This is a genomic window from Sodalis ligni, assembly GCF_016865525.2.
In the GTDB taxonomy this organism is placed as follows: Bacteria; Pseudomonadota; Gammaproteobacteria; order Enterobacterales; family Enterobacteriaceae; genus Acerihabitans; species Acerihabitans ligni.
This window is the reverse complement of the sequence record NZ_CP075169.1, coordinates 1700807-1719653: the sequence shown is the minus strand read 5'-3', so window position 1 is coordinate 1719653 and position 18847 is coordinate 1700807. Positions and strand designations below refer to the sequence as shown.

15 protein-coding genes and 1 pseudogene are annotated in these 18847 nt (G+C 56.7%); 4 read left to right on the top strand and 12 right to left on the bottom strand.

All coding sequences use genetic code 11. From position 1 onward, the window contains the following. Positions 1–135: 135 nt before the first annotated feature. The 3 genes and pseudogenes from idi to bglX all read right to left on the bottom strand — a co-directional run bounded on the left by idi (position 136) and on the right by bglX (position 4074). Positions 136–678, bottom strand: a complete 543-nt coding sequence (gene idi, locus GTU79_RS08110) for an isopentenyl-diphosphate Delta-isomerase (protein ID WP_203522247.1) — start codon at positions 676–678, stop codon at positions 136–138. A gap of 148 nt (positions 679–826) precedes the next feature. Continuing rightward, a pseudogene (locus GTU79_RS08105) lies at positions 827–1698 on the bottom strand (oxygenase MpaB family protein). A gap of 84 nt (positions 1699–1782) precedes the next feature. Further along, positions 1783–4074 (bottom strand): beta-glucosidase BglX, encoded by a 2292-nt coding sequence (bglX, locus tag GTU79_RS08100; RefSeq protein ID WP_214513832.1) that lies wholly within the window; start codon positions 4072–4074, stop codon positions 1783–1785. A gap of 386 nt (positions 4075–4460) precedes the next feature. On the opposite strand from bglX, the gene dld reads away from it, so the two are divergent. The 4 genes from dld to GTU79_RS08080 all read left to right on the top strand — a co-directional run bounded on the left by dld (position 4461) and on the right by GTU79_RS08080 (position 8588). Continuing rightward, positions 4461–6188, top strand: coding sequence for a D-lactate dehydrogenase (dld, locus tag GTU79_RS08095; protein WP_214513831.1), 1728 nt, complete (start codon positions 4461–4463; stop codon positions 6186–6188). 290 nt (positions 6189–6478) lie between these two features. Beyond that, positions 6479–7465 carry a Gfo/Idh/MocA family protein gene (locus tag GTU79_RS08090; protein WP_203522251.1) on the top strand — a complete coding sequence of 329 codons (987 nt, stop codon included), beginning with the start codon at positions 6479–6481 and terminating at the stop codon, positions 7463–7465. Then, a complete protein-coding gene (locus GTU79_RS08085; RefSeq protein WP_203522252.1) occupies positions 7465–7944 on the top strand; it encodes a GNAT family N-acetyltransferase in 480 nt (159 codons plus the stop codon). The genes GTU79_RS08090 and GTU79_RS08085 overlap by 1 nt, the downstream gene beginning before the upstream one ends. A 53-nt stretch (positions 7945–7997) precedes the next feature. Continuing rightward, on the top strand, positions 7998–8588 hold the full coding sequence (locus tag GTU79_RS08080; RefSeq protein WP_214513830.1) for a glutathione S-transferase family protein: 591 nt from the start codon (positions 7998–8000) through the stop codon (positions 8586–8588). A gap of 184 nt (positions 8589–8772) precedes the next feature. Here the strand turns inward: GTU79_RS08080 and pbpG are convergent, their stop codons facing one another. The 9 genes from pbpG to GTU79_RS08035 form a co-directional block, all read right to left on the bottom strand. Further along, the gene (pbpG, locus tag GTU79_RS08075) at positions 8773–9675 is read right to left on the bottom strand and encodes a D-alanyl-D-alanine endopeptidase (protein ID WP_420854160.1); all 903 of its coding nucleotides are present in this window, start codon (positions 9673–9675) and stop codon (positions 8773–8775) included. A gap of 407 nt (positions 9676–10082) precedes the next feature. Then, entirely contained in the window at positions 10083–11246 is a 1164-nt protein-coding gene (locus tag GTU79_RS08070; protein WP_214513828.1) for a multidrug effflux MFS transporter, read from the bottom strand. A 147-nt stretch (positions 11247–11393) separates the two neighbouring features. Continuing rightward, positions 11394–11849, bottom strand: a complete 456-nt coding sequence (locus tag GTU79_RS08065; protein WP_203522255.1) for a Csu type fimbrial protein — start codon at positions 11847–11849, stop codon at positions 11394–11396. A 153-nt stretch (positions 11850–12002) separates the two neighbouring features. Further along, the gene (locus tag GTU79_RS08060; RefSeq protein ID WP_214513827.1) at positions 12003–14156 is read right to left on the bottom strand and encodes a fimbria/pilus outer membrane usher protein; all 2154 of its coding nucleotides are present in this window, start codon (positions 14154–14156) and stop codon (positions 12003–12005) included. A 32-nt stretch (positions 14157–14188) separates the two neighbouring features. Beyond that, complete coding sequence (locus tag GTU79_RS08055) at positions 14189–14914, bottom strand: fimbrial biogenesis chaperone (RefSeq protein WP_214513826.1); 726 nt, start codon at positions 14912–14914, stop codon at positions 14189–14191. Between the two features lie 15 nt (positions 14915–14929). Beyond that, complete coding sequence (locus GTU79_RS08050) at positions 14930–15442, bottom strand: spore coat protein U domain-containing protein (RefSeq protein WP_203522257.1); 513 nt, start codon at positions 15440–15442, stop codon at positions 14930–14932. A gap of 332 nt (positions 15443–15774) precedes the next feature. Beyond that, the gene (locus GTU79_RS08045) at positions 15775–16845 is read right to left on the bottom strand and encodes a helix-turn-helix domain-containing protein (protein WP_203522258.1); all 1071 of its coding nucleotides are present in this window, start codon (positions 16843–16845) and stop codon (positions 15775–15777) included. Positions 16846–17517: 672 nt separating this feature from the next. After that, complete coding sequence (locus tag GTU79_RS08040) at positions 17518–18171, bottom strand: helix-turn-helix domain-containing protein (RefSeq protein ID WP_214513825.1); 654 nt, start codon at positions 18169–18171, stop codon at positions 17518–17520. An 11-nt stretch (positions 18172–18182) separates the two neighbouring features. Next, on the bottom strand, positions 18183–18641 hold the full coding sequence (locus GTU79_RS08035; RefSeq protein WP_214513824.1) for a hypothetical protein: 459 nt from the start codon (positions 18639–18641) through the stop codon (positions 18183–18185). Between the last annotated feature and the right edge of the window lie 206 nt (positions 18642–18847).

Here is an 18847-nt window from a genome sequence, read left to right as displayed (position 1 = left end):
AGGGCCATAAAGAGGGTTCCTATAAGTTTATTATTTGGGGTATATGTAACTGAAATAATAGTTCATATGTGAATTTATTCACCCAAAAAGAATGTATAAGAATAGAACCTTTTGCTGGATACAAAAATGGCGGAACTACCCGGCATGTTTTAAACGCAGGAACTCATTAAAATAAGGAGGAATGTCGGGCAGCGTGAGCAAAAACCACGGAGTGAACAGCGCCGGGTCACGCTGGGTTTCCGCCAATAGTGCCGTTAACGGCTGATAGCGGTAGGCCATGGCCTCGCCGGGATTAAGTTTCGGCGTCTGCCCGCTGATGCCGAAAAAGACGTGCCCCAATTCATGCTCCACCAGGCCGTTGGACAGGGGCAAACGGTACTGCAGCGTAAAGATCGGCGTCAGGGCGCAATTGAGCCCCATCTCTTCATAGAGCCGCCGTTGCGCCGCGGACGCGGTTTCCTCACGCGGCATGGGATGACCGCAGCAGGTGTTGCTCCATAATCCGCCGCAGTGATATTTACTTTCGGCCCGCTGCTGAAGCAGCAGATCGCCTTCGGGATTAAATAAATAAACCGTCACGGCCCGGTGCAGCAACCCTTCCCGGTGCGCTTTGAGCTTTTCCATGCGGCCCACCGGCTGATCCCGCTCATCCACCAGGATGACTTCAGTAAATGCCATAACTTAATGCCTCGGTGAATTTTTCTGCCTTGAGTTTATCGGCGCAAAAATAAAAAATCTGCGGTCAAACGGCAGAATAGTTCAAAAAACACGCTTTCCTGGCAATGATACCGGTTTTATTTAACCTCTGTTTAACTAAAAGCAGCAGTTAGGATGTTAGGCCGACACGCGCCATGGCGCGATGCCGGGCTCCGTTGCGTACCGCCCAGCGTAAAACCCATGCCAGCAGGCGTACGGGGGATCGATAAGCCAGGGGCCGCCGGGGGTGCCGGCCAGCTGCATCTGGCCCCTGGCCCAGTCCGGCAGGAGATCAATGCCGGCGCGCATCATCAGGCGTCCCATCGGTCCCGCCAGGCCGCCGGGCAAAGACGCGTTCAAAAACAGGCGGGTCACCTCGCGGGTTCGCTCGTCGCAGCGCAGCGCCGGCCGCATTTTTTGCAGATACAGCGCCACATCCCGCCGGTTATCGGGGATATCCGCCGCCCCCAGCGCCTCGGCGACCCGCGCCGCTTCCCGGTAATACCGGTCCTGTTCACCGGCGCCGAGGGCCGGGTTACACCAGCGCAGGTGAGCGCAGAGAAAGCTATGGGCTTCGGCGACATGCACCCAGGTGAGCAGCGCCGGATCGCTTGCCCGATAGGGAACGCCGCGGCTGTCCACGCCGCTGACGCGCTCATGGATTCCTTTCATTTTTTCAATCAGCCGCCAGGCCGCCTCATGGGGCCCGAAGCTGGTACCGGAGATAAATTGCGCGGTGCGCCGCAGCCTGCCCAACATATCCTCGCGGAAATTAGAGTGATCCCAGACCCCCGCCAATGCCGACGGATGCAGCATTTGCAGCAGCAAGGCGCTGATGCCGCCGCACATCATCGAGGTGAAATCGCCGTGTACCTGCCAGACCACCGAATCCGGACCATAGAGCCCAGGATCTCCCGCCGGATGGGAAAAATCGATATTGCCCAGGGCCACGCCGCTGACCCCAAGCACCTGTTTTTCAATCAGCAGACGCAACCGCTCCATCTATCCTCTCATTCGCGGCATGGGATAAAACCTGACGGCACCCGCCCCGGGCATCCTGGTATCCCATTTGGCCGCATGGCCTGATTACAACAGCTGGAATCGGGCCGTTTTGACCCGGGCGGAGTCCAGCCCCACCATCACATCGAAGGCGCCCGGCTCGGCCACCCATTGCATCTGTTGATTATAGAATTTCAGGGCCTCGGCATCGAGCTTGAAGGTCACCTGCTTCGATTCGCCGGCCTTCAGGAACACCTGCCGGAACCCTCTTAACATCTGCACCGGCCGGCTGATGGAGGCCTTGACATCATGAATATAAAGCTGGGCCACGGTATCGCCGTCGCGATCGCCGGTATTGGTCAGGGTCACGCTGACATTGATGCTGCCGTCGCGAGGCATGGTGGGACTGGACAGCTTCACATCCGAGACGCTGAAACGGGTATAGCTCAAGCCATAACCGAACGGATAGAGCGGACCGTTGGCCTCGTCAAAATAATGCGAGGTGTATTTGTCCGGCGCCAGGGGATTATAGGGCCGCCCGGTAGGCAGGTGATTGTAATAAATGGGAATCTGCCCCACCGAGCGCGGAAACGACATGGGGAGCTTACCGGAAGGATTGTAATCGCCGAACAACACATCGGCGATGGCGTTGCCGCCTTCGGTGCCGCTGAACCAGGTCTCAAGGATAGCGTCCGCTTGCTGATTTTCATGCACCAGCGCCAGCGGACGTCCGTTCATCAGCACCAGCACCAGCGGTTTGCCGGTGGCCTTCAAGGCGTCAATCAGCCGGCGCTGGCCGTCGGGAATGGTGATATTGCTGCGGCTGGAAGCCTCATGGGCCATGCCCTGGGACTCGCCCACCGCCGCCACGATCACATCCGCCCGTTCAGCGGTCTTGACCGCTTCGTCCAGCATAGCCTGCGGCGTGCGCGGATCCTGCTTCACCGATACTTCATAGCTGTTGAGGAAAGCCACCATATCTTTATGATCGGTGATATTCGATCCCCTGGCGTAGACCACGGTGGCTTTTCCCGCCACCGCGTTGCGTATTCCCGCCAGCAGCGTAACGGCCTGATCGATGCGACCGGCCGCCGACCAGCTGCCGATGATATCGCGCTGGCTGTCCGCCAGCGGCCCGATAACCGCGATGGTGCCCTGTTTTTTCAACGGCAGGGTCTGCAGGCGGTTTTTCAGCAGGACCAGGCCTTGCCGGGCCACTTCACGCGCCTCGGCGCGATGGAGACGGCTTTCGGCATTGGTATCCTTGGGATCGCTGCCCACCGGCCCCAGATGGCTGTAGGGATCGCGAAACAGTCCCATATCGTATTTCACATTCAGCACGTGGCGCACGGCATCGTCGAGCTCCGACTCGCTGACCTCGCCGCTTTTAATCATTTCCGGCAAATAGCGGCTGAAATAGATATCGCCCATGCTCATATCGATACCGGCATCCAGCGCGATTTTCACCGCCTCTTTCGGCGAACCGGCGACGCCGTGGTTAATCAATTCTTTAACCGCGCCGTGGTCGCTGATGGCGATACCGGAAAAATGCCATTGCTTGCGCAGCAGATCTTTCAGCAGCCAGGTGTTGGCGGTGGCGGGAGTGCCGTTAATGGAGTTCAGCGCCACCATGACGCCGCCGCTGCCGGCATCCAGCGCCGCTTTATAGGGCGGCAGGTAATCCTGGAACATCCGCTGCGGGCTCATGTCGACGGTGTTGTAATCCCGGCCGCCCTCCGCCGCGCCATACAGGGCGAAATGCTTGACGCTGGTCATCAGGGAGTGCCGGCCGGCGGGATTATCGCCCTGGAACGACGACACCATCACCCGGCCCATTTCACTCGCCAGGAAGGTATCTTCCCCCAAGCCTTCCGATACCCGGCCCCAGCGGGGATCGCGGGTAATGTCCACCATCGGCGCCCAGGTCATGTTCAGACCGTCCTCGCTGCCTTCAAAGGCCGCGATGCGAGCGCTGGTGGCAACCGCGTCAAGATTCCAGCTGGCGGCCAGCCCGAGGCTGATGGGGAACACGGTACGTTGACCGTGGACGATATCATAAGCAAAAAATAACGGAATTTTAAGGCGGCTCAGCTGCATGACCTGGTCTTGCATAGCCCGGATATCGGGACGGGTAACGGTGTTGAAAATGGCCCCCACCTGCCCTTTTTTTATCATTTCCCGGATGGCCTCTTTGGGATTGTCCGGTCCGACGCTGATAAGGCGCAATTGGCCGATTTTTTCCGACAGGGTCATTTTTTGCAGCAATGCGTTGACATAAGCATCACGGGGCAAATCGGGGGAAGGAAGCTGGGTATTGTCCGCCAAAGCGGAATTGAGCGTTAATGCTACAAACAGGCTTATTGAACACAGCCATTTCATATCGTTATTCTCACAATCGCAAAAGCAAACCGGGCATATAGCCCGGTCATGGATGTTTTTGTCACTATGCCACCGAGATTTATTAGCCTCAGTGTAGCCCATCACAAAGCCGAAAGGGTAAGGTTAAATTATTGAAAGCATTTGTTTCCAGATGAGTGCTGAAATAATCGTCCGCGCCGGCGGCAGAAAATCCCGCCGTCCTGTTAACCGAGATGTATGATAATAAAAGCAGCATAACAGGCCCGGTAAAAATCCTGCTGGTTAATCACTCTGAACCTGCACCCATCAAGGCGGCGCGGCGATATTGGATTAAACTGTCGGTCAGCTCCCGCGGCTGTGCGCCGCCTGCGCCGCGTCCGTATAAATTATAATCAAGGGACATTATCATGCCGCAACGTTCGCCTTATTCATCGCATATATTTATCGAACAGCTCAAGACCCTGGCCGGCAGGCATAATGTGCTCACCGGAGAGCGCCAAACCCAGCGCTACCGCAAGGGTTTCCGTTCCGGCAGCGGACCGGCGCTGGCGGTGGTGCTGCCCGATTCGCTGCTTGCCCTTTGGCGGGTTCTGGAAACCTGCGTCGCCGCCGATAAGGGCATTATCATGCAATCGGCCAATACCGGACTGACGGAAGGATCCACCCCCAACGGTGCGGATTATGACCGCGAGGTGGTGATAATCAGCACCCGGCGGCTGGGAGGCATCAAGGTTATCGACGAAGGGCAGCAGGTCATCGCCCTGGCCGGCAGTACGCTATACGAGCTGGAAAACCGCCTCAAACCCTACCGGCGCGAGCCGCACCCGGCCATCGGTTCCTCCTGCCTCGGCGCATCGGTCATCGGCGGCATTTGCAATAATTCCGGCGGTTCACTGGTTAAACGCGGGCCGGCCTACACCGAAATGGCGCTGTATGCGCAAATCAATGCCGACGGCGACCTGACTCTGGTCAACCATCTGGGTATCGAACTGGGGGGCACGCCGGAACAGATCCTGACCCGGCTGGAGAACGGACAATACGGGCCCACGGATATTCTGCCGCCGCAGCGGGCCTGTTCGGATCATGACTATGCGCAGCGGGTACGGGAAGTGGATGCCGACACCCCGTCCCGGTTCAATGCCGACCGGCGCCGCCTGTTCGAGGCCGCCGGCAGCGCCGGTAAACTGGCGGTTTTCGCCGCGCGCCTGGATACTTTCCCCGCCGAAGATCAGCAGCAGGTGTTCTACATCGGCACCAACGACCCCCAAGTGCTCACCGCCCTGAGGCGGGATATCCTCTCCGGCTTCAGCCAACTGCCGGTGGCCGGGGAATATATGCACCGGGACTGTTTCGATATCGCCGAGACCTACGGTAAAGATACCTTTGTGATGATCAACCGCCTGGGCACCGATCGCATGCCCTGGCTGTTTCAACTGAAGGGACGCGTCGACGCCACCCTCAACGCCCAGTCCTGGCTGCCTTCGCAGCTCAGCGATCGTTTCCTGCAGGGACTGAGCCGGCTCTGGCCGAGCCACCTGCCGCAACGAATAAAAGAGTACCGGGATCGCTATGAACACCACCTGCTGCTGAAAATGTCCGGCGCCGGCATCGATGAGGCCCGCCATTACCTGGCTGATTATTTCGCAAGGGCCGAGGGGGATTATTTTGCCTGCACGCCGGAGGAAGGAAACAAAGCCTTTTTACACCGTTTCGCCGCCGCCGGCGCCGCTGTCCGTTATCACGCCGTCCATAGCGACAAGGTGGAGGACATCCTGGCGCTGGATATCGCCCTGCCCCGCAATGAAACCCAATGGTTCGAAACCCTGCCGCCGGACATTGACCGGCAGTTGGTGGCGAAACTCTATTACGGCCATTTCATGTGCCATGTCTTCCACCAGGACTATATCGTCGCCAAGGGCGTCGACAGCCACGCCCTCAAACAGCGCATGCTGGAGGAGCTGGACAAGCGGCACGCCGAATATCCCGCCGAGCATAACGTCGGCCACCTCTACCAGGCAAAACCGTCGCTGGCGGCGTTTTACCGGCAAACCGATCCCACCAACAGCTTCAATCCCGGCATCGGTAAAACCAGCAAACTGAAGCATTGGGGCGAAGGACCCGCTGAGCATAAATAATCCTGATATAACGCCGGCGAACGCCATCCCAGGACAGGTTACGCCGGACGGCCCTATGGAGAATTCCGGCGTCTCATCCATTAGTCGCGGCAGGGGGCTTGGCAAGCGCCATTACCTTTGCAATACTGCTTTGCAGTGTAACAAGCCATGATCGGTCTATACGGGAGCTGACGATTGTCTCACAGGAGACGCGCCTCGCTCCCGCCAGGAAGTATGCCGGGTCTTCTGCCGGTTATCATGGCCTTCAGGGATGATCGGTTCTTCTTTTTCTACAAGGCACCGAATCACTTATGAAATATGTCATTATCGGAACGGGCAATATCAGCAAAACCTATATCAGCGCCTTGCAATCATTACCGGCATGCGAACTGATCGGGTTTGTATCACGCAGCAAAACCTCCGGAGACAATGATTACCGCTTGCCCTGCTGGCCGACCCTGGCGGAGGTCAGTCGTCCGTTCGACGCGGTTATAATCACCACGCCAAACGGCCTGCACCACCAAAGCGCCATCGAAGCCGCGCGCCTGGGCAAGCATGTGCTGGTGGAAAAACCGCTGGATATCACCCAAGGGGCGATGGACGGCATGATCGACGCGGCGGCCCGGGCAAACGTTACCCTGGCGGTCAGTTACCAGCGCCGGACCAACCCTGATAACATGGCGGTGAAAGCCCTGATGGAACAAGGGGCCTTCGGCCGGATCTACTCCGCCGATCTGAGCTGCCGTTTCTGGCGCGACCAGCGCTATTATGACAGCGCCGATTACCGCGGCGGCTATGCCCTCGACGGCGGCGGCGTCTTTATGCAGCAGGCCTGCCACAATATCGATAACTATATCTGGCTGTTCGGTATGCCCGCGCGGGTACAGGGCGAATTGGATACCTTCGCCCACCGGATTGAAGCCGAAGATCACGGCGCGGTAGTGCTGCGCTATGACAACGGCATGATCGGCACCATCGTGGCCTCCACCTGCGCCCCGCCGGGATATCCGCCGCGGCTGGAAGTGAGCTGTGAAAAAGGCACGTTTACGCTGCTTAACGATTGCATCAGCGACTGGCATGTAGAGGGCATTGATAACCCCGCCAGCACCGTTCCTCCGGCCGACGACCCCGGCGCCAGCAGCCCGACCGTAACCGATTTTTCACGCCATGCCGCGGTATTGGCGGACTTTGAACAGGCGGTGGCACGGGGAACCACGCCGCTGGCGGACGGTAAGGATGCCAGGCGGACCACCGACCTGGTGCTGCAGATTTACCGTTGCCAAGAGAGGAAAAGTTGATGCTTCAGCTCAGAGCGGCCCGTATTGATGAGTTGGAAAAACTCACAGAGCTCTGTTTGCAATCGAAAGCATTATCAGGTTATGACGACGCGTTTATGCGCGGGTGCCGGGAGATGCTCAGGTTTCGTCCCTCGGACATGGAAAAGACCTCAATTTGCGTGGCGGAGGTCGACAGCACCTTGCTGGGGGCCGCCCAGCTCTACTTCGAGGATGAAATCGCTTTTCTCCAGCGACTGTTCGTGTCGCCGGACAAGACCAAACACGGTATCGGCAAGGCGCTGTTCGGTTGGTCGCTGAAAGCGGCGCACCGGGCCGGAGCCAAGCGTTTACTGATTGACTGCGACCCGGCCGCCGCCGGGTTTTTCCAGCGCATGGGCGCCCGTGAAGAGGGTATTGTGGATTCCGGTACGGTCCCCGGCTATCGCACGCCCCGTTTTAAAGTGACCCTATCCCCCTGCCGTTCTCCGTCAGAGAAATGATCGTCGCTTGAACGGCATACGCCGCCATGCTGAATACGAGGGAGTTATGAATCGTGTATGAACTGCATATCGCCAATAAGAATTACTCGTCCTGGTCACTGCGCCCCTGGCTTTTAATGAAAGCCCTGAACATTCCTTTCGCTGAAACGACTCATCAGTTTCAGGGCAACAATAACGCCGATGTTTTTCAGCATTTTTCTCCCACCGGCCGGGTGCCGGTGCTGTATGACGGCGCGATGGCAATATGGGATTCCCTGGCCATCGCCGAATATCTGGCGGAGATCCATGCCGGAGTCTGGCCGGAGGAGTACCAGGCCCGGGCCTGGGCGCGGTGCGCCGCGGCGGAAATGCACGCCGGATTTACCCGGCTTCGCACCATGTGCCCGATGAATTGCGGAATACGGGTAAAGCTGACGGCGCTGCCGCCGGAATTAAACGCCGATCTCGCCCGGCTGGATGCGCTATGGCAGCAGGGCTTGACGCAGTTTGGCGGTCCGTTCCTGGCCGGCCCTGACTTCAGCGCCGCGGATGCCTTTTATGCCCCGGTGGTTTTTCGCGTTCAAAGTTATGGACTGCCGCGGTCCGCCGCCGCCCAGCGCTGGTGCCAGACCATGCTGGCGCTACCGGCCATGGAGGAGGGGTAGCGGCAGGCGCTGGCGGAAGAGGGGGGGGATGAAAGCCAGGAGGAAGAAGCCGCACAGTGCGGCGCCATCGTGGCGGATCGGCGCACCCCGCAATAAGGGAGAGCGCCCCATGGCCCGATAGGCCCGCCATCACCGATCGTGCAACGAACCGGTTGAAGGGAGACCGCGCCTGGTACAGGATGACCTAATCCGCGATACCGTTCTGGTCGCGGCTGTTATTCTGCGCCGTCACGCCGGACTGGCGGGCCTTCTGCTTCTTGTAATCCAAAGCCGCCGGCGGCACCGGCGAAGACTTGCCGGTTTCCAGCCAGCTGCGGATACGGTTGGCGTCGGCAAAATGAGTATATTTACCGAACGCATCCAGCACCACCAACCCCACCGGCCGATGATTGATCACCGTACGCATCACCAGGCAATGCCCCGCCAGATTGGTAAACCCGGTTTTGGTTAATTGAATCGCCCAGTCGGGACGGTAAACCAGATGATTGGTGTTACGGAACGGCAGGGTATAGGGGGGATTCTGGAACTTCGCCATCGTCTCGTGGGTAGTGCTCAGCTCGCTCAGCATCGGATAATTTTCACTGGCAATAAGCAATTTGGACAAATCCCGCGCCGTCGACACGTTATTAACCGATAACCCGGTGGGTTCCACATAATGGGTATGCAGCATGCCTAATGATCGGGCTTTCGCATTCATGGCGGCAATAAACGCCGGATAACCACCGGGATAATGATGCGCCAGACTGGCGGCCGCACGGTTTTCCGAAGACATCAGCGCCAGCAGCAACATATCGTGCCGGCTGATTTCACTCCCTACCCTGACCCGTGAAAATACGCCTTTCAATTCCGGCGTCTGATGAATATCCACAGAAATAATTTCATCCATCGGCTGATGCGCATCCAGCACCACAATGGCGGTCATTAACTTGGACAAGGAAGCGATGGGCACCACTTTATCCGCATTGGCGGCATAAAGCAGACGGTTATCCGCCATATCCACCACAATGGCGCTGCCGGAGGCTATTACCAAAGGTGATGTCAGCGGCGCCGGCTCCGTACTGACGGCGGCCTCTGCGTCGCCGATCAATCCATTACCGAGCGTACAAAGCGACAGACCCAAACAAACGACACGAAAAAGATAACATTATTCATTACCTGAAAATGACAGCGAGACCGCAGTGAATGACGCCATAGTATATCCGATTATCGGAAAACGAAAATCTCCTCAACCCTGTATTTTTGTCACCAAAAAGTACGATTAAAATTGACATGTTTTTATTTTCGTAAAACCATCACCGGACTTTTCCTTGGGGTTAAAGAGTTTATTAACTCTGGAAGAGCTAAATAAGCTATAACATCGCTCTTTGAATAAACGATAATAAGCTCTTCTCCGGCATTCTTTTAGGCGATATATAACTGATTATTGGATTTAAGTCAGCACCAAAACGCCTCGTTATCACCTTAATAGGGTATTAAGCCAGTACCTTTTATTCACTACAAAGTAAATATCAGGATGGCTATGATATAGCATCCCCAAATTGTCAGCCCCATCGTCACCACCGAGGTACCCCCGATACCGGTAACCGGCACGCTAAGGGCGCCAAGGGCAAACATGCCGACGCCGATAATCGCCGAAGCGCTGCCGGCGTTTTTACCCTGGCTTTGCATAGCAAGGGAAGAAGCCAGGGTACCGATTAAACCGTTTATCATCACGGAAAAAAACAGCGCCGTCAAAATCATGGGCAGCGGCGCCCGGAACACGCCGCAGGCCCCCAGGGCCGACGACGCCACGCCCGCCACGGCAAGGCCGACTTTCAGCGGGATGAGCTCGCCGAATCTGATGCTGCAGCGGGCGGCGATTTGCGCGGCGGCGATCAGGCCCAGGCCGTTGGCGGCAAAACAAAAGCTGAAGGACTGGGGGCTGAGACCGTAAATTTGCTGCAGGACGAAAGGCGAGGCGCCGATATACGCGAACATTCCCGCCATGCTGAACCCCTGGGTCAGGCATAATCCCATAAATTGCCGCTGGGTCGCCAGATGTCCCAGGCCGCCGTAAACCCCGAACAGGGACGCCGGGGTTCTCCTTGACGCCGGCAGGGTTTCCCGCAGCCGCCAGACGCTCAATACCAGCAGCAGCAATGCGATGGCCGCCAGCACCATAAACAAACCGCGCCAATCCGTCCAGGACAAGAGCGCGCCGCCCATTACCGGCGCGGCGATGGGCGCCAGGCCGTTAACCAGCATCAGCAGGGCGAAAAACCGGGTCAGGTCGTGGCCGTTGTACAAATCACGGGCCACCGCTCTGGATAATACCGCCCCGCCCGCTCCCGCCAGGCCCTGAATAAAACGCGCCGCCAGTAATTGCGAGATATCGCGGGCCAGGGAGCAGCCAATGGAAGCCAGCAGTAAGATGAACAGCGACGCCAGCAGCGGACGCATACGCCCGAGCTTATCGCTCAAGGGACCGAAAAACAGCTGGCCCAGGCCCAGCCCGAGCAACCCGGCGGTCAGACTGAGCTGCGCGGTGGCGGTAGTGGTGCCCAGGCCGGCCGCCAGCTCCGGCAGGGAGGGCAAATAGAAATCGGTACAAAGCGGGCCCAGCGCGGCCAGGGAGCCGAGCACCAGGGTGAAGCTCAGTCGTTGAGAAGAAGTGGTCATGAACATATCCCTATAACCGGCGAAAAGTCCTCGTTAACCCAATTTAGATGGGGGATGAGCCACTATTGTCGGCAAAAAACAGTGATTTGTCAGTTTTTCTGCGGTGAAGGAATCACTTTAACCAGGAGTTCCATAACATCCAATGGTTCAGTAGATAAGCTGTACCGCGACATTATCCGTGTAATTGCCGGGGGAAGACGCGCGGTCGGCTTTCATTTTGGCATAAACGGTGTAGTTGCGCGAGACGGTGGCATTGGCCCCGAGACTGTAGCTGTCGCTGATAACGCCCGGGCCGGTATTGTTCCACACTTGCTGGTAACTTCCCGAGGTATAAAGCTGATAGCCGGTGTTATGCGTCCCGACGGACATTTGTCGCTGCTCATCCCCCGTGGGCCCCACCATCAGAATCTGGTAGCTGACGGTTTCCGGGGCGTTACCGGTGCGGCAAACCACGGTCAGGGTGGCGGTGCTTTGCTGTATATGTCCGGCAATACCTTCCACCGAACCGAAATTCAGCGGCGTGCCGGAAATCCCGCAGTCATAGGCCAATGCCGGCCCGCTGATAAACATCAATACCATGCCTACAACGTTCATTAATTGCATAATCAAGCTCCGGTGATACATATTAATGGCCCGATTTCCGGTATGGCGCCGGTCTGTGGCCGATAATCGAAGGTCAGCCCGCAGTCCGGCCGGCCGGGTGTGGCGACCTTGAGGCGGTTATGTTTCGCCCGATTCTCAAAATAGGTCACGCCGTCATACCCCCACCATGGCCTGTGCCCCGCCACTGACCAGTGTCGCCACGCTGCCCAGCGGCAGCGGCACATGCTGCGAGTCCACCAGCCGCAAAGTGGCGCCGTTGGTATGATGGATGGGGAATTTAGCCAATACGCCGGATCGATCGTTTGGCTTGACGGTGAGATTGTCGTTTTCAAGGGAGACGTCCATCGGTACATCATTGGGATTAATGGATAAACGGTTGCTCTCGTAGGCGCGGAGATCTTCGACAAACAGCAAACCGTTTTTATCGGTTTTACCCACCGGCCGATTTTCCTGCATGACCTCGACACCGGGCAACCCGTCTGTATCCACCACCGCAAAACCGTCCTGAATGGTATTGGCGGCGAAGACATGTCCATCCATGGCCACCAGGGCCCCCTGCAAGGTGCCGCGCTGCGCCTGGCCCGCCGTACCCTGCTCTGCCTGGGCCCCCATCAATCCCCAATCGGATTTATATTCCAGCCCGGCGGTCTGCCGGGATATCGATCCGTTCTGCTCGCCAAGGCTCCAGCCGATATCGCCCCGCTGGACCGCGGACTGCTGCGCCTGCAGGGTTTGATAGCTTTCCCCATTGCTGACGCTGCCGCCGGCGCTGGCCGTGGCCCGATGCCCGATGGGCAGGGAAATACCGACAAACACTGCGTTATCATGGTCATAATCAAAATCATGCAGTGCCGTAACATAGCCAAATGCCCGCAAAAACGGCAGCGAGCTTGAATAGGTGGCGGTCAGGGTCGAGGTTTCTATTCGGGTGGATTCATAATTGTAATCATTATAATAATTAACCAAGCGCTTGGCGTAGACCACGCCGAATGAACCTCCCCCCGGCAATGGAAAACCGACATTGGCCCGCAGGGTAGTGCCGGGAGTGCCGTCGCCATACGCCGAGGCCAGATCGTAAAAATGCGAGTCGGCCTTTAATAGGCTGGCGCCGTAACTGAAGGCATGAACGTTATGGACAAAACCCACGCCGTATTGCGTTCCCGGCGTCTGGCCGTAGCCGCCGACGGCCAGCGAGCCGGACAAGACACCAAGAGAACCCACCAGCATATCAGCCCCCACGCCCCCCATCGCCACCTTTTCGCTGCCTTCCAGATGGGTTTCCAAGGTCAGCCGGTCGGTGGCGCCGTGGCGATAGCTCATGGATGCCGCGCCGCCGGCATAATCATCGGAACGGCTGGCATATGCCCGGCGCACCGAGCCGGCTTCAACGGACAGGGAATCCAATCCCTTTTGCAATAGATTACTGCTGGCATAAAACGGCAGGGTCTCGTTGGTTTGCCGGCCATTGGCGTCTTTCACCACCATCGACACATCCCCGCCGCCGCTGGTCACCGGCAGCTGGTTGATTTCAAACGGACCGGGGTCCACCTGGGTGGTCATCTGATGCAGCCCGTTGACATAGATATCCACCGATGAGGGCACCGCCACCTCGCCGCTGATGCCGGGCCGCGCAAAGGTCACCAAATCGGGACGCAGCCCGAAATTAGTGGTCATTTGCATACCCGCCATGCGCACGGGACGAGTCCAGTCCAGACCGCCGTTGATATAGTCGCCGACGTTCCAGGTGCGCAGGGTCGCCACGTCGGAGACGCTATAGGTGCTGTCCAACCGTACCGTCTGGCTAAGATAGGGATTATGGGTTTCAAGGGCGTTGTTGCTGAGCACCCCCCCATTGCCGAACAGCCGCAGCTCTCCCAGCAGGCTATTGCCGGTCTGGCCCGCATAGTGGGTAAACTCGGTATCGTAATTCAGCAGCGCGCCGGTATCGCTGTGGGCGGGCGACAGGTCAGCCGACTCGGGATCGGCGTTGAGCTGCTGGGCAATCTGGTTTTGCACCGGAACCTTGAGATATAAGATTTGTGCATTGGCGTCCAGCCGCCAGGTCCACTCCTTGATGCTGTCCAATGAAATCAGACCGTCGCCGGTTTCAGCCGGCTTACCGTGCAACACCAATCCGGAGGCGGTAAGCTGTTCTCGGGTAAACAGCAGCGCGCCCTGCCGCTGGGCGATTTCCTGAATGTTATTATGATCCTGGCCGTTCACCACCACATCGAGCAGCAGGCTTTGCCCGGCATCCGGCGGGGTGCCGGTTGCCGCCGCCGGCCACATCAGCGCCATGGCGAGCATACCGCTTGCCTGGCGCCAATAGGGTGATGAAATCAATTGCTAGGGCCGACATTCACCCATTGGTCCGATTTGTCCTGCGGACCCGGATTGATGACATGAACACGTGAACCGGTGTTTAACAAATGACGGGGATCTTTGATACCCCAGCGGCGTTCGTTGCCGGCCAGGATATAAGGCATCCCGGGACCCGCCAGCTTCAGGGATTCGCCGCCGGCTGTGGCGGCGCTCAGGTTGGCCAGCATGCTATGTGATAATCCCTGGTTCACCGCCACCAGCATCAGATCATTGCCCTGCCGCTCGATGCGCCACCGCACGTCGGGGTGCGCGGGGGTATTGCTCAAGGAGAATACCGGTACGGTAAAGCGCAGGGTCAATTGAATGTGGTTAACGCCGCGATCGGGAATTTGGTCAAATACAATACGATAGGACTCTTCGTCTCTTGTTGCAGGATCCCGTAGCAACAAACGCACGGTTTGCGATTGGCCCGGCGGAATAGTGGCAAAAGGAGGACTTACCGTCAGCTTGGAGGTAGGGACAAAATTGTCGTCATTTCCCTTCTGGATCCAGCTGAAACCGCGAATCTGGATTAACGTCGGTTTATCCGAGGTGTTGGTCAAGGTAAAACTGGCGGAACGGTGTACCGATGATAAATCCTGACGGATGGGCACGATGGCCAATGCTTGGGCAGAAGCCTGGGGCACGATGGCCCACAGGACTGCCAGCATAAGCACCCGGATAAAAATGATATTACTGGGCATTAGGCTTTACTTTTCTTAGTAAGTCACAGTCACAGCGACGGTGTCGGCATAATCGGTAGCGACCTGGGCGGAAAGCTGGTTAGCGGCGATTTCACCATAAACGGTCACGTCTTGTGCCGCACCGTTACCGGTTCCGCCTACGGTATCAGTACCAACGGTATTGCCCCAGGTTACGGTATGGTTAGCATCGCTATACAGACCGTAGTTCAGCACAGAAGTGGTCGACGGGCTGGTCAAAACGCGCACCGTGGTGGTGGCGCCTGCGCCGGTACCCGCGCCGAGGGCCATAACATACGGCGCGCCGTTGGTGCAGGTGACCGTCAAGGTCGCAGTGGTATCCACTACCGCAGCACCGGTATAGGCGGGGAACGTCAGCGCGGTGGTGGCAAGGGTACAGGCTGATTCAACCGCGGCGGTAACCGCGATGTTGGCATTTTGCGTACCGGCGGCATAAGCCTGGCTGGAAATAGCGGTACCCAGGCAGAGTACAGACAGGGCACCGACTTTGAAAAGACGTTTGCAGGACATGATATTTCCTTGAAAGAAGCGACTGATAATTTGAATGGATTTGGCACTTTGGTTGTGTCATTTCTCACAAACATAATAACGGCTATTTGAGTTAAGTACGGTTTTATACCATCGCAAATACGGACTAAATAATCGCAATATCGGCCAAAAGATGATATTTATTTTACGAACTGCCCGCCATAAGCGATAAAAACCGAGTGGATGTAATATATTTTTTTCGTCCGAATAATTATTTCTTAACAAAATTTATAGTAAATGAAACTTCATTTTATTCTTTTAATGACGGCGCACCCGTCGATATTCGCAGCGATTTAAAATGTGAAACCGCATCATCACAGCACTGAGCCCCGGTCTTCGGCTCGATCTCGCTTCGCCGCGAATTGCAGTTCCCGCAGCCAGGGGGGCGTGGTGCGGCCGTCAAACAAGGCGGCGTAGATCGGATGGGGCATCGGCAGCACCTCATTGCATTTTTCCGTTCGGTACCGATGGGGTGATGTTTCAATGAATTTGCGGAACATGCGCGCTAACTGCTGGCCGTCGTGCAAACCCCCTCGACGGGCAATTTTGTCGATGGGAAGATCGCTATCGATCATTGCCTGGCGCGCGAGTTCAAGCCGCAACAGCAACAAAAACAAATACGGCGAGTAACCCACTTCCGTTTTAAAATGACGCCGGAAACTTCGTTCGCTCATGGATAAAAATTCCGCCGAACGCTCCATACTGATATCTTCGTCGATATGCGCCAGCCACCACAGTATGATCCGGTGGGCGATGGAATCCGACCGGGTAAACGCAAGGCTGAACGCCGCCACGCCGTCGCCCGTTCTTGATACCGCGAGCAGTTGCGGCGGACGATGGCCGGGAGACAGGCTATTTTTTGCCAACAACATCGCCAGTTCGTGCAAATTGATTTGTTCGCTGGTGGTATAAATATTGCCGTCTATTTGCAAAGGCGACAGAGCATCGATCTGCACCAGCGGGTAATGTTCGGCCAGCAGCGGCACCCAAGCGGAGTGGGTAGCCACTTTTCGATGATTCAGCAGGCCGGCCGCCGCCAGTGGAATAACGCCGGAGCCAAGAGCGACTATCTGCTTCGTCCCGGGACATACCTCCCGCAGCCAATCTGACAACTCGCCGGCGTGATCCGCCGCCGCCCGTGCGCCGTGGGCAATAATCAACAGGTCGGGATCCACCGGCTTCGGACCCTGAATCATCAGGGTATCCATATATATCAAACATGACGCCGGCGAAAAGACCCGCCCTCCGGACAGGGAGTAGATTTGAATCAGATTGCGGGTGCTGCGTTGGTTTTGCTCCGCCAAAGGCTCTTCAAGGGATATGACCAGCTCCAGTAATCTGATCGCTTCGCCGAAATAACAGCCCGGGTAGGTCAAAATTGCCATCCTCCGGATATCCTTGCCAATCTCCATCAGGATCGGGAACGCGGCGAGGGCATATACCCCGGCCCGGCATTTACGCCAGACTGGTTGCCGATAAAATGAAAAGCTGCGTTACTTTTAAGCATAGTTATCATAATCCGGCCGACAACGTCATTGAGAATGACACGGCATTATGGAAAATATATCACTCTCCAGTGGAGATAAATCAAGACCTACCAGCTGATATATTCATTGATAGGCATATTAAGAAAATCACAGCTCAAAAGCATTTTTTGTTAATGAACAATAATCGAAAAATAATCCTTCATGCATACTCAAGCCGAGAGTTTCCGATTTATAAAAGAGAGTAAATATAAAAATAATCTCTTTAAATTCTTTATTAATAAACATACTGCTCTTTGGCAGCGGTAATAGGGGTCCCGGCAAGATCTGTTGCTAACCCATTGGATTCTGTATGGTAAACCCGAACTGTCGAGTGCCAATATAAACTGTTCGCTGCTATTGTTGAAAATTCATTTCACAGCAAATCCGGACAGAATGGCTGCAGTTCCGGCCAATCGCGGTTAATTCACTCTAGGAGTCCTTGGTTCTGCCGATAAGGCGCGCCTTGGCATTTTTACGCCAGGAAGAAAATGGAACCGCTCTCCCTACCCCAGCCGCCGCCGGCCCGGCATATTACAGGCCCAGGAATTCCCGCAGCCAGCATGGCGTCCGACGGCCGTCAAAGACGGCGTGGTAGAGCGGATCCATAAGAGGCAGTTCGCCCAGGCCTTTTACCGCCCGGTATTGATTAGGCGTGATGCCGAGAAACTTGCGAAACATCCGCGCCAGCTGTTGGCCGTCGTGCAATCCGCCGCGCCGGGCGATTTTATCGATCGGCAAATCACCGTCAAGCAGCGCCTGACGGGCTAATTCCAGCCGCAGCAGCAGCAGAAAAAGATTGGGGTTATATCCTACTTCACTTTTGAAATGACGCCGGAAGCTGCGTTCGCTCATAGCTAAAAAATTCGCCGAGTTCTGCATTGTTATGTCATAGTCCAAATGGATCAACCACCAAAGGAGAATCCGGTGCGCAATGGTTCCCTTACTCACGAACGCCGCTGAATGAAAGACAATCTCAACCCCGGCCTGCCCGACGGGCTTGGCCGGCCGCTGTACTCTTTTTAGCGATGGCGGCCCTCTCACCAGCAGCAACGCCAGCTTACGCAAATCGATATGTTCGTTGGTGGTGAAAAGATTGCCGTCGATAAGCAGCGCGCCCGGCGCTTTAACCTCCACCAGGGGAAAATTGGCGGTGAGAAACGGCGCCAGCGCGGAATGGGTAGTCACTTGCCGGTGGTTCAGCAGGCCGGCGGCCGCCAGCCGCAGTACCCCAGAGCCCAGTGCGACGATTTGCCTTGACGCCGGACAGACCGCCTGCAGCCAACGGGATATTTCCCCGGTTGGATCCCCGCCGATCTGGCGCCGGAGGCGATGATCAGCAGATCGTTTTCAATGGGCAACGGGCCGTCCACCGCCAGGCAGTCCACATGGATAAGCTCGCTGGACGGTGAATCCACCGGTCCTCCCGACAGCGAATAAAACCGCGACACGTAATGAATAACATGATCGCTGTTCAGCGCAGTCATTAATTCCAGCAGCTCGATGGCCTCGCCAAGAAAACATCCCGGATAGGTCAGAATAATGGCTCTTCGCACTTCGGCGGCAGCCATCCCCGATATCGGGGATTGAGAGGAACGGCACGTGAGCATATCGCCGGCCGTGCTATCAATGACAATCGGCCTGGTATGTTTCAGCATAATCGATACAGATCCATTGCACATACAAATACCCGGCGGCCATGGGGAGAGGAACATCTCACGGACTAAAGGGTAAGTAGAACAATCAATACTTCATGATAAATCATGTGTGATGATGTCATTCATCCGCGAACCGGGGAAAATTCGGCCTGATACCTGATCCATTTTCTCATTATCCCTGCTTGCGGCTCTCCTCTCCGGCAGGT